Here is a 12,000-nt window from a genome sequence, read left to right as displayed (position 1 = left end):
CGGTCAGATCGGCATGCGGAGCTGTTGCGGCAGCGCCGGATAGGCAGGGGCGTTCGGATCGAAGCTCCATCTCCCGAATTCCTCGTGCCGCGTCTCGCCATAATGGCTATAGACCAGCATGAATTCCCCCGCGATCCATGCGTAGTTCCGTTCGACGGGCATGGTTTCTATGCGCCCGCAGCCGTAGATCAGCGTCACGTGCGGAGTTGCATCGGCCATCCGGTAGCTCGGCAAATTATGGCGGGAAAGGGCGCTCCGCAGCATCTGCGCGAACTGGTTCACCACCGGATTGCCTTTGGCTCGGTAAAGGGCGAGATGCCGCTTGCCTCCAAACAGGCCGCTGCTGTCGAGTGTGACCGGAACCGGCCTCGCATGGAGAGTGGCCGCGACCATTCTGGTTGCCTCGATCAGTGCCATGGGCGGTTCGTCGAACTGTTCCATGCACAGCAGGCTCATATGCAGAAGATGGGCGGGATAGGCATCGCGGGTATTCTGGTTCGCCGCGTGATGCATGGCGTCGCCGTGCATGATCAGACCCATAGGGGTGGACGGCTTCAGCACGAACATCAGCTTGCTCTTTGAGCGAACAGGCCGGGCCGGTGTGGGAAGCCAGCCTTCGCCAAAGGGGAGCGAAGGCTGGCCGGCGTGCTTGCGCAAGCTCATCTTGCTACCGTCATAGTAATGCGACCTCATGCCGTTGAATGAAGCCTAGCGGCACTGCGAACATGTGTAAAGAACAAACGCGGAACAATTGATATCATGGTTAATCCGAAAGTGAATTCTCTAACGATTTCAAGGGATAGCTTGGTCAAAGAAGCGATGGACGGCGACGTCGGCCAACAGTTCTGAGAGAGCAGCGCTCATTGCGGCAAGAAACGGGTTGAATCCTTGAAGCCGAGGCCCGATTCTATAGTCGATCCAAATGCGGAGGTTTCCTCATGACAACGCATCAATACCTGATTTTCGAAACTCCGGGCGGCTTCTGCGGCATAGCCTGGAATGATGTCGGAATCACCCGTTTCCAGCTGCCGACCAGGAGCGCGGATTCGACCGAAAAGCTGTTGCTGCGCCGGCTGCCGGAGGCCGAGCCCGGCGCTCCATCTGCCGAGGTGCGCCAAGCCGTGGACGTCGTGAAGCGTTATTTTGCCGGCGAGGAGGTCGATTTCTCGAAGGTGAAGCTCGACCTTGAAGGCCAGGATGAATTCTTCAGGCGGATCTACGCCGCCGCCCGCCGGATCGGATGGGGGCACACGACGACCTATGGCGCGATCGCCAGGGAGCTTGGCGCCGGTCCCGAGGCCGCCCGGGATGTCGGTCAGGCGATGGCGAAGAACCCCGTGGCGCTGATCATTCCCTGCCACCGCGTGCTCGCCGCCGGCGGCAAGATCGGCGGCTTTTCAGCGCCCGGCGGATCCACGTCCAAGGCCCGCATGCTGGAACTCGAGGGCGTGCGCCTGACGCCGCCCGAGCCTGCGCAGCAATCGCTCGGGTTCTGATCCGCTCAGTATGTCAGGAATTTATAGGCGACATAGGCGACGATCAGCAGCGCCGCCACTGCCATGGTGATGAGCCCCAGCCGCTTTTCGATGAAATGGCGGATGTCCTCGCCATATCGGCGCAGCAGCCAGGCGAGCAGGAAGAACCGCGCCCCGCGGGTGACGATCGCCGATATGACGAACAGGCCGAGATTGACATGCGCCACGCCGGACAGGATCGTCACCACCTTGATCGGCGGCAGATGCGCAAAACCTGACGTGACCAGCAGCAGCACGACCGTTTCATAGGTGATGCCGGCCTTGAGTTCGTTGAAAGTATCGAGCTTGCCCCAGAAACGCAGGATCGGTTCCGCAAGCGCATCGAAGGCGAAATACCCGATGCCCCATCCGGCGATGCCGCCGAGCACGGAAAAGACGGTGGCTATCAGCGCATAACGCCAGGCGCGCTGCGGCCGGGCGAGCGCCATCGGCAGGAACAACACGTCGGCCGGCACCAGGAAGACCGAGCTTTCGACGAAGGCGATCACGGCAAGCCATACCGCCGCGGATTTGCGGGCGCTGAGCGCCATCGTCCAGTTGTAGAGGCTGCGGAGCATGGGTGGGAATCCCGTAGTGACCAGAGGTTCGGCGGTCGCAGGGAAACTGCGGCCGCCGGAAGCGCTTGGTTATTCCCACTCGATCGTGCCGGGCGGCTTCGAGGTCACATCGTAGACGACGCGGTTGATGCCGCGGACTTCGTTGATGATGCGGGTCGCGGTCCGGCCGAGGAAGTTCATGTCGTAGGGATAGAAATCCGCCGTCATGCCATCGACCGAGGTGACGGCGCGCAGCGCGCAGACGAAATCGTAGGTGCGGTAGTCGCCCATGACGCCGACGGTCTGCACCGGCAGGAGCACGGCGAAGGCCTGCCAGATCGTATCGTAGAGACCGGCCTTGCGGATTTCGTCGAGATAGATCGCATCCGCCTTGCGCAGGATGTCGAGCTTTTCGCGGGTGACGCCGCCGGGGCAGCGGATCGCAAGTCCCGGACCCGGGAAGGGATGGCGGCCGATGAAGCTGTCCGGCAGGCCGAGTTCGCGGCCGAGCGCGCGCACTTCGTCCTTGAAGAGTTCGCGCAGCGGCTCGACGAGCTTCATGTTCATCCGCTCGGGCAGACCGCCGACATTGTGGTGGCTCTTGATGGTGACCGAAGGTCCGCCGGAGAAGGAGACGCTTTCGATCACATCCGGATAAAGCGTGCCCTGCGCGAGGAAGGCCGGAGAACCCTTGCCGTCCGCGGCGATCTTGGCGGCTTCCGCCTCGAATACCTCGATGAACAGCCGGCCGATCGTCTTGCGCTTCACTTCGGGGTCGGAAACGCCCTCAAGCTGACCAAGGAACAGATCGGACGCATCCACATGCACGAGCGGGATGTTGTAGTGGTCGCGGAACATGCCGACGACCTGCTCGGTTTCGCCCATCCGCATCAGGCCGTGATCGACATAGATGCAGGTCAGCTGGTCGCCGACCGCCTCGTGGATCAGCACGGCCGCGACGGAGGAATCGACGCCGCCGGACAGGCCGCAGATCACCCGTTCCTTGCCGACCTGCTCGCGGATCTTGCGGATCATCTCGGCACGATAGGCGGACATCGTCCAGTCGGACTTCAGGCCGACGATCTTGTGCACGAAATTGGAGAGCAGCTTGGCGCCGTCGGGCGTATGCACCACTTCCGGGTGGAACATGGTCGTATAGTAGTGACGGCTCTCGTCGGCAGCGATCGCGAAAGGTGCGTTCTCGGACGTCGCGATGACCTCGAAACCTTCAGGAAGCTTGGTGACCCGGTCGCCGTGGCTCATCCAGACCGGATACCGGCCGCCGACTTCCCAGAACCCCTCGAACAGCGGGCTCCTTGCCTTGATCTCCACGTCGGCACGGCCGAATTCAGCTGCGTGTCCGCCTTCGACGACACCGCCGAGCTGGGTCGCGAGCGTCTGTTGCCCGTAGCAGATGCCGAGGATCGGGACGCCGCTGTCGAATACTGCCTGCGGTGCGCGGGGGCTGCCTTCGGTGGTCACCGATGCCGGGCCGCCGGAAAAGATCACGCCCTTGGGATGAAGTTTCTCGAACGCAGCGGCCGCGTTCTGGAAGGGGTGGATTTCGCAGTATACGCCGGCTTCACGGATGCGGCGCGCGATGAGCTGCGTCACCTGGCTGCCGAAATCGATGATGAGAATGCTGTCGGGATGAGCTATCTGGGTCATGCCGAGCCTTTAAAGAAACTTCCCCTTTCTGGCAACGGGGAATAAGGCGAAAATCATGCGCTCAGAGCGCGATCTCGCCATCCTCCAGCCCCTCGAACAGAGCATCGACCGCATCCGCCAGCTTCCGGTCGATCACATGAAGATATTCGGTCCAGTCGCCGACATGCTTCAGCTCTTCCTTGCCGTCGGAAATGCCGCGCAGGCCGATCAGCGGCAGATCGAAAAGCTGGCAGCAGCGCAGCACTGCAAACGTCTCCATATCGACCATGTCGGCGCTCACAAGATCATAGGCCGCGCCGGAAACGATATTGCCGCCGGTCGAGAGCGACGCTTGCCTGACGCCGGGAATGCGCAAGGGCAGCGGCATGACAGCCGGATGGTCGAGGAAGGGCGTGCGGCCTTTCTCGAACCCGAGCGGCGAGGCGTCCATGTCGCGATAGGCGACCGACGAGGCCTGATAGACTTCCGTCTGCTCGAGGTTGCGGGAGCCGGCTGAACCCAGCGAGACGACGAGATCGGGCAGGTCGCCCGTCGCTTCCAGCCTCGTCAGCGCATGGGAAAGCACCACGGCCGCCTCGACCGGGCCGACACCCGTCATCAGCGGCTTGATGCGGGATTGCAGCGCCGGACCGTATTCGGCATCGACCGCCATCACGAAAAGAATGGATTTGCCGCCCGCGAGGCTCGGCTCGCCGAGCGGAAGGGAAGAAGTCATCCGGTTACGTCCTCTCGGCCGCGGATCACCATCATGGTGCCGGTCATGGAAGCGATGAGTTTGGCAGGCCCGTCGCCGATCGCATAGGCGCGGCCGTCGGCGACGATGATCGTCGAGCCCGGCTTGGTGATCTCGCCGCGGAACAGAAACCGTTCGCCGCGGCCGGGTGACATCAGGTTCACCTTGAATTCGATGGTCAGGATCGAGGCTTCCGGTTCGATCACCGTATAGGCGGCGTAGCTGCAGGCGGCATCGAGCGCCGCGGAAATCACGCCGGCATGCAGGAAACCGTGCTGCTGGGTCAGTTTGACGTCGAACGGAAGCTCGATCTCGACCATCGCCTGTTCGACGCGCGTCAGCTCGGCACCGAGCATCGCCATCGCGCCCTGGCGGCCGAAACTTTGGCGCACCCGCTCGCGGAAGTCGCCCGTATCTTTACCGTTCATGTCCCATCCCTTTCGCAGTTGCGAAATTGGCATGCCGGGCGATGTTCGGCAAGCCGTCGGATGGCACGTACTTATTTCAGGAGCACGATCGACAGGTTGAGGACGGTTGCGAAGGCGACCCAGAGCGCATAGGGCACGAAAAGCCAGGCCGCGGTCCGGTTTTTCTGCCAGCCTGCGGCGATGAACATCAATATCGTGACGAGCAATGGCACGATGATCACCAGGCCGAGAACCGGGCTGTGCAGGCCGAAGAATGCCGGCGACCACAGAAGGTTGAGCGCCGCCTGGATGGCAAAGAGAACAAGAAGCCGGCGATTGTCCTCCTCAAACCAGATGGCGGAAAGCGCGACGCCGATCATCACGTAGAGGACCGTCCATACCGGCGCGAAGATCCAGCCCGGCGGATTGAAGAATGGCTTGTCGAGCGACTGGTACCATTCGCCGGGTACATTGCTCGCGCCGCTCAAGGCTCCGAGCGCGACGCAGGCGACGATGAAGACTATCGTGACGAGGATCTTGATCATGCCGCCGCAGATAGCGCGGACTGTTGCGCTGGCCAGATCAGCCCAGCCGAATGATATGCTGGTCCCAGGCGACCTTGCTGCGGGTATCGTTGAACCGTCCGTCATAGGAGGAGACAGCGATGCCATGTGCGGCGGGCGCGACGCCCGCAGCCTCACGGACGGCCTCTTCCTTCACCACCGTGCCGGTTTTCGCATCGAGCGTGACCGCGGCCCCGCCAACCGGCGAGGTAAGGCCGACGACGCCGTCGCGGCGGTTGACGGCAATCGCGCCGACGTAATTGCCGAGCCGGATGGTGGTCTCCTCCGGCAGCTTGGCGAAGGACAGGTCGTCGCCCTTCGAAAACCAGCCGGCGAGCGGCGGCAGGGCGTTGCGTTCGCCCTCCCACTGGCAGGCGAACCAGATGCGGCCATCCTCGGCAATGTCGAGATGGCGGGTGGAGAGCTGTCTCAGCGAAACGGGCAGAGTGTGCCGCTGGATGAGCGCGCCGGTCTTCGCATCAAGCAGGACCAGCGACGGCTCCATGCGATCGACATTCAGCTTGGCGCGCCCGAAATCCGGATGGGTCTCGATGCCGCCATTGGCGATGACGAGCAGCTCGCCGTCGTCGGACACGGTCATGTCATGGGTGCCGATGCCATGGGCGTCGAACTCGCCGATGCGGCGGAATTTGTCACGCGCATCGTAGACGCCGATCATGCCGCGATTGCCGTCGAAATCGTTCTCGCTGGCATAAAGCCGGCTTCCATCCGGCGAGAAATGGCCGTGGCCGTAGAAATGCCGTCCTTCCGGCGAGCTGATCATCACCGGTTCGGCCTGCCGCGACGGATCGAACACCATGGCGAAGGTGCCGGGCCGCCGGGCGAAGGCCACGGTCCGGCCGGTGGCGGCGCTATAGGCAATGCCATGGGCGCGGGCGGGAAGCGCCACGCGGTCGATGATCTCCCCGCGTTCCGAGACCGTGGCGACCCCGAAAGAGCCGTCCGGGGCGCGAAAACCGGAAGCATAAACAGCATCGGCCCGTTCCAGCGCCATCAGCGAGCGCGGCGAAAGGGCGGCGGTAAAGGTGATCCCCGCCGCCTTCAGGAAGCCGCGCCGGTCGATGGCCTCGCCGCGCCACATGGCCTCAGTCGCCATCCGAGAAGGAAAAGCCGGAGCTGAGGCCGATCGCGCCGCCGTAACCGTCGTTCAGCTTGGCGATGACCTCCTTGCCGTCGGCCAGCAGCTTGTCGAGCTTCCTGCGCTCGGCGGCGTTTTCGACTGCCTTTTCGAGGTCGGGCGCGACCTTGGCCGAAAGCTCGATCATCGATTTCAGCTGCGCCTGGGTAGCGGCGACGATCGGCCGGTCCTTTTCCTGCAGCAGCGCGACCATGCCGGATTTTTCCAGCAGGGTCGAAAGGCCTTCGAGATTGCCCCTTATGGTCGGCCAGGTGTTTTCCGAGCGCCAGAACAGCGCCTGTTTCGGAAACTTCGCCTTGTCTTCGCCCTTGTAGAAAGTCTCGATCCGCTGGTCGCGCACCGCTTCGGCGCCATGCACCAGAATGCCGAGCAGCGCCGTGATCGCCTCACCGCTGGTGCGGAAGCTGGGATTGTCCGGCCCCGGTTGCTCCCACGCCTTCTGGATGCCGTCCGGTGCGTCCCAGATATCGGACAGTTCCTTCGCGACATTGGCGATATTGCCGGCTATCGCGGCACCATAGCGGCAGCGGTAACCGTTCTTGGTTTTCAGGAGCTCCTCGGAGCCGGTGCCGGCAAGCACATATTCCAGCGCGCCAAATCCTTGCATGGCGACGCTTTTGGTGCCGAGTGTCGCAGGATCGGTGGCAGTCTCGTCCGCTTTGGACAATACGGACTGCACCTGCTTCAGCCCTGTGCTCTTGCGGTCGGGATAAAAGAGGATGCGTTCGAAGCGGTTCTGCTCGATGACCGGCCCGACGCGGACCACTTCGATATGCGCCCAGCTCACCGCCGCATCGCGGAAGGCGCTTTTCGCGGCATCGTAACTCGTCCTGGAGGGCGCCTCGCAGAGCGCCTTCATCGCGGTCGTCATCTTGCCGGAAGCCTCGTGAAAGGCGTCGTAACCCGGCCGGATGAACCCATCGACCGCGGCCGTCATCACCTTGGTGACCTCAGCCATCGGCAGGTCCACGGAAGGGGCGGCATCGCCCTCCTGCGCCAAGGCGGCGGCGGGAAGCAATGAGACGAGTCCGGCAAAGACAATCTTGCGCATCAGAGCGACTCCAGGAATTTGACCAGGGCGGCACGATCCTGCCTGGAAAGTGCGGCGAATGCATCGCGGGCCTTCTGCGCCTCCCCGCCATGCCAGAGAACGGCTTCGGTGAGGTTCCTCGCCCGCCCGTCATGCAGAAAGAATGTGTGGGCGTTGACGGTTTCGGTCAGCCCGATGCCCCAGAGCGGCTGGGTGCGCCATTCGCTGCCGGTAGCGACACCCACCGGCTGGTTGTCGGCCAGCCCTTCGCCCATGTCATGCAGAAGGAAGTCCGAATAGGGCCAGATGAGCTGGAAAACATGCGCTTTGTTCCCGGCGTCGCGGCTGGTCACGAATTTCGGCGCGTGGCAGGCGGTGCAGCCGGACTGGTAGAAGAGTTCCTTGCCTTTCAGCACCGTCTTGTCGGCGATGTCGCGCCGGGCCGGCACTGCGAGGTTTTCGGAATAGAAGGTGACGAGGGGCAGAACCGGATCCGGTGCCTCGACAGGACCGAGCCGTTCCTGCACGCCGGTCGGCATCGCGAGGCACGCGGCCTCCGCCTTGGTGCAATCGCCGTGGTCGAACGGGTTGTCGGGCGTGGAGATGCCAAGGTCGCCGGCGAAGGCAGAGGAGCTTTGATCGCGGACAGAGGCGTTCTGCGCCTTGAAGCCGAAGCGGCCGAGCTTCAGCTCGCCGGTCTTGTGGTCGCGCACCATGGCCGGCTTGCCGGAAATCCCGTCACCGTCCTTGTCCTCGGGATCGGCCAGGCGAAGGATATCGGCGTCGTGGATCGCCTGGATGAGGCCCATGCCGATCATCGGCGGCGCGATGCGCGGCGACAGCGTCACGTCGCCCTCCATCGCGCCGTAACCGAGGTCGGCGACCGAATAGGTCGGCTTGCGCAGGTTGACGATTTCGCCGTCGCCGAGCTTGACCGGGATTTCCTCGTAGGAAATCTTCATCCGGCCCTCGGCTGAAAGACCCGGTACCGCGAGGTCCTGCAACTGCTCGCCATAGGTCGCGTCAGGGAAATTGAGTTTCCGGTAGTCGGCGATGGCCTCGCGCTCGTTGTCGGTGCGGGCAGGGCGGGCGAGGCGGAGGAACATCGACGTCGCGTCGGCACCGCCCTCGGGAGGATGCCCCCGGCCGTCCTTCAGGTGGCAGCTCTGGCAGGCGCGCGCATTGAAGAGGGGACCGAGCCCGTCGGACGCCTGCGTGGAGGAGGGTGCCGAGACCCAGAGTTTCGTGAACAGCGCATTGCCGAGCTTGAACGTCCCTTCTTCCTCGAAGGTGATGTTGGCGGAGAAATGCGAGAAGGCATCGCCATTGACGTCGGCGCGGCTGGTCGCAGCCCCGCCGGACATGGTCTCGAACGGCTCGGGTTTGGAGAAATCCGTCGTCGGGCGGGTCACGCTCTCGACGCGTTTCTGGTCCTTCGGATTGAGATCCGTGCGGGTGTTCGGGAAAAGAGCATCGCCACCGATCGCCATCAGCGGCGTGAGAAGCAGGGCGCCCGAAAGCAACGGCAACAGGAAGACGAAAGACTTGGGCTTTCTCATGGGAAATCGGGCCGCAGGCTGAAGGTCAGCCGCGGCCCGCCTTTTCATTGCTTATTTGAAGACGGCGTCAGGATTATCGAGGCTGTCGGAACCTTCAAGCTCTACTTTGCCAAGCTTCAGCGACGCAATGACGCGCTCGACGCTCTTGCTCTGGTCGATCAGGCCGTCGATCGCCTTCTGGACGACCGCATTGCCCTCTTTATTGCCTTCGCCGATCATCTGGTCATAGGCTTCGACCTTCTTTGCGCGGTCGGCCATGGCGTTCATGGAGGTAAGCGTCGCGTCGAGCTTGCCGAGCATTTCGGTGTCGAGCGCCTTGTCGGTCGCCGCAACCAGCTCGGAAAGCGACGGACCGGTCATCTTGGTGCCATCGACGCGGGTATATTCGCCCGTATAGGCCGACTTGATGCCGATCGCGTCGTTGAGGTGCGAGTTGTAGGTGTTATCGGAGAAGCAGTCATGCTCCTCCTCCGGATCGTGCAGCAGGAGGCCGAGCTTCATGCGCTCGCCGGCAAGCTCGCCGTAGGAGAGCGAGCCCATGCCTGTCAGGATGGCGGTCAGGCCCTTCTTGGAATTGGCCTGCACGTTCTTGGCGGCCTTGCCCTTCGGAGCCCAGGCGACAACCATGTCCTTGAGGTCGGAGACCAGCAGGGCGGACGCGGCTTTCAGGTATTCGGCGCGGCGGTCGCAATGGCCATTGGTGCAATTGGCCTTGTCGTAATCCGTATAGGGACGCTTGCCGGCGCCCGGTCCGGTGCCGTTCAGGTCCTGGCCCCAGAGCAGAAATTCGATGACGTGGTAGCCGGTCGCGACATTCGCCTCGATCTCGCCGGCCTCGTTCAGGCTGCGCAGGGTCTTGGCGTCGAACTTCGAAAGATTGAGCGTCTTGCCGTTGACCTTGATCTTCGGGTTGGCGATGACATTGGCGGTATAAAGCGCGTTCTCGTCGCTCTCGGTGCCGTAGGAGGCATCGACATAGTCGATCAGGCCTTCATCGAGCGGCCAGGCGTTCACCTTGCCTTCCCAATCGTCGACGATCGGGTTGCCGAACCGGTAGACTTCCGTCTGCTGATAGGGAACGCGGGCGGCGATCCAGGCGTCCTTGGCAGCCTTCAGCGTCTCTTCGCTGGGCTTGGCGATCAGCGCATTGACGGCCTTGTCGAGCGTCTGCGCGGTCGTCAGCGAATCCTCGTATTTCGCATGCGCCAGTTCGGCATAATGCTTGAGAACGGCGGCGGATGTGGTGGCGGCCTCAGCCTCTGTCACGACGAACGCCGCGGAAGCTGCGAAAAGCGCCAGGGCGGCGCCAAGAACGGTCTTGCGGATCATGTCCCTCTCCTTCACGGCCCGGATCTCTCCCCGGCCGTCAAAGGGTTCATCGCGCAATTGGAAACTGGTGTCAAACTATCTAGTTTAGAATAATTTGAAAGTAGAACTCGACTTTGACTTTGCCCCTGATGCGCTCAAGCTTTGCGTTGCATGCGGCAGAAAAAGAATCCGTCCGTATCGGTACTTGCGGGCGTCAGCGTCACCGTCAGCGCATCTTTCGAGCGAGGCTGCGGGGCGTCTTTCCCGAAAATACCGCCCCAGTGTTCTGCGGCAGGCGCAATCGAAAATTGCGGGTTCTCGGCACAGAAGCGGGAAACCTGGGCATCGTTCTCCTCCGGCAGGATGGAGCAGGTAACATAGAGCAGGGCGCCACCGGGCTTCACGAAGACGGCGGCTTCGGACAGCGCCTCCTGCTGCTGGGTGATGCGTTCGTCGAGGTTTTTCGGCGTCAGCCGCCATTTGGTGTCCGGGCGACGGCGCCACGTGCCTGTACCGGTGCAGGGCGCATCGACCAGAACGGCGTCGAGCTTGCCCTTCAGGCCGTTGAGCTGCCGCGCATCGTCATGCACCTGCACATTGCGGGTGCCGGCACGGCGCAGCCGTTCGATGATCGGCGCCAGCCGCTTGCGGTCGGCATCATAGGCGTGGATCTGGCCCTTGTTGTGCATGGCGGCCGACATGGCGAGCGTCTTGCCGCCGCCGCCGGCGCAATAGTCGAGGACCTGATGGTGCTCGCCCGGCTGCACCAGGTCGGCGACGATCTGCGAGCCTTCGTCCTGAACTTCGAACCAGCCTTTCTGGAACGAAAGCTCGGCGGTGACGTTGGGCAGGCGGGACGCTCCCTCGCCGGCGGCAATCCGGATGCCGTTGCGGGCGATGCGCGAAGGTTTCGCGGCCGAGCGTTCCAGCGCCTTGACGACCTTCTCGCGAGACGCCTTCAACGTGTTGGCGCGCAGATCGAGGGTCGGACGGCCGGCCAAAGCCTTGGCCTCGATCAGCCAGTCCTCGCCGAAATTGGCTTCGAAGGATGGCTGGATCCAGTCCGGGATGTCGCCCTGAACATGGAGGGGCGCGTCGTCGAGATTGCGGGAGGCGAGCGACGAGAGGTTCGCCTCGGTCAAGGCCGGCGGCGCGAAGCGGTCGTCGGCAAATTCGGCCTGAAGAGCCTCGGGCGTAAGGCCCCATTGCCGGATGAGGACCGCATAAGCCAGGGCGGTCGGGCTGTCGTCGTCCATGAGCCAGGCGTGCGAAAGACGCATGCGCAGCGCGTCGTAGACGATGTTGCCGATCGCGGCACGATCGCCGGAACCGGCGAAACGATGGGCGAGGCCCCAGTCCTTGAGGGCATCGGCGACAGGGCGCTTGCGCGTCTCGATGTCGGCCAGCACTTCTATGGCGCCGGCAATTCGTCCGCCCAATCGCATGTCACACTCCGTGTCGGTTGCACCCGTATGGCAGGGGTCGTAACCGCGATTGCGCGA

Annotated in this window: 12 protein-coding genes; 1 reads left to right on the top strand and 11 read right to left on the bottom strand. The window is 63.1% G+C overall.

What is annotated here, in order from left to right:
- Window positions 1-3: 3 nt before the first annotated feature.
- Window positions 4-663 (bottom strand): 2'-5' RNA ligase family protein, encoded by a 660-nt coding sequence (locus tag J2X76_RS06085; protein WP_162732037.1) that lies wholly within the window; start codon window positions 661-663, stop codon window positions 4-6.
- 275 nt (window positions 664-938) lie between these two features.
- Between J2X76_RS06085 and J2X76_RS06080 the strand changes: the two genes are divergently transcribed.
- On the top strand, window positions 939-1,496 hold the full coding sequence (locus J2X76_RS06080; RefSeq protein ID WP_310214049.1) for a methylated-DNA--[protein]-cysteine S-methyltransferase: 558 nt from the start codon (window positions 939-941) through the stop codon (window positions 1,494-1,496).
- 5 nt (window positions 1,497-1,501) lie between these two features.
- Here the strand turns inward: J2X76_RS06080 and J2X76_RS06075 are convergent, their stop codons facing one another.
- The 10 genes from J2X76_RS06075 to J2X76_RS06030 form a co-directional block, all read right to left on the bottom strand.
- Window positions 1,502-2,092, bottom strand: coding sequence for a YqaA family protein (locus tag J2X76_RS06075; protein WP_113125484.1), 591 nt, complete (start codon window positions 2,090-2,092; stop codon window positions 1,502-1,504).
- 69 nt (window positions 2,093-2,161) lie between these two features.
- Complete coding sequence (gene guaA / locus J2X76_RS06070) at window positions 2,162-3,739, bottom strand: glutamine-hydrolyzing GMP synthase (RefSeq protein ID WP_113125485.1); 1,578 nt, start codon at window positions 3,737-3,739, stop codon at window positions 2,162-2,164.
- 61 nt (window positions 3,740-3,800) lie between these two features.
- On the bottom strand, window positions 3,801-4,454 hold the full coding sequence (locus tag J2X76_RS06065; RefSeq protein ID WP_113284972.1) for a 5'-methylthioadenosine/S-adenosylhomocysteine nucleosidase: 654 nt from the start codon (window positions 4,452-4,454) through the stop codon (window positions 3,801-3,803).
- Complete coding sequence (locus tag J2X76_RS06060; RefSeq protein WP_113125487.1) at window positions 4,451-4,900, bottom strand: PaaI family thioesterase; 450 nt, start codon at window positions 4,898-4,900, stop codon at window positions 4,451-4,453. Before J2X76_RS06060 ends, J2X76_RS06065 begins: the two co-directional genes overlap by 4 nt.
- A gap of 71 nt (window positions 4,901-4,971) precedes the next feature.
- Entirely contained in the window at window positions 4,972-5,424 is a 453-nt protein-coding gene (locus J2X76_RS06055; protein WP_310214045.1) for a TspO/MBR family protein, read from the bottom strand.
- A 37-nt stretch (window positions 5,425-5,461) separates the two neighbouring features.
- Window positions 5,462-6,544 (bottom strand): DUF1513 domain-containing protein, encoded by a 1,083-nt coding sequence (locus J2X76_RS06050; protein WP_310214734.1) that lies wholly within the window; start codon window positions 6,542-6,544, stop codon window positions 5,462-5,464.
- A gap of 4 nt (window positions 6,545-6,548) precedes the next feature.
- Window positions 6,549-7,652, bottom strand: a complete 1,104-nt coding sequence (locus J2X76_RS06045) for an imelysin family protein (RefSeq protein WP_310214044.1) — start codon at window positions 7,650-7,652, stop codon at window positions 6,549-6,551.
- Entirely contained in the window at window positions 7,652-9,121 is a 1,470-nt protein-coding gene (locus J2X76_RS06040) for a di-heme oxidoredictase family protein (protein ID WP_310214731.1), read from the bottom strand. The genes J2X76_RS06045 and J2X76_RS06040 overlap by 1 nt, the downstream gene beginning before the upstream one ends.
- Window positions 9,122-9,241: 120 nt before the next feature.
- Window positions 9,242-10,519: an imelysin family protein gene (locus J2X76_RS06035; protein ID WP_310214042.1), complete on the bottom strand. Its 1,278-nt coding sequence runs from the start codon at window positions 10,517-10,519 to the stop codon at window positions 9,242-9,244.
- 134 nt (window positions 10,520-10,653) lie between these two features.
- Window positions 10,654-11,943, bottom strand: coding sequence for an RsmB/NOP family class I SAM-dependent RNA methyltransferase (locus tag J2X76_RS06030; protein WP_310214040.1), 1,290 nt, complete (start codon window positions 11,941-11,943; stop codon window positions 10,654-10,656).
- Between the last annotated feature and the right edge of the window lie 57 nt (window positions 11,944-12,000).

It is taken from the genome of Neorhizobium sp. 2083 (assembly GCF_031455615.1).
Classification (GTDB): domain Bacteria; phylum Pseudomonadota; class Alphaproteobacteria; order Rhizobiales; family Rhizobiaceae; genus Neorhizobium.
This window is presented reverse-complemented; position numbering and strand designations above follow the sequence as displayed.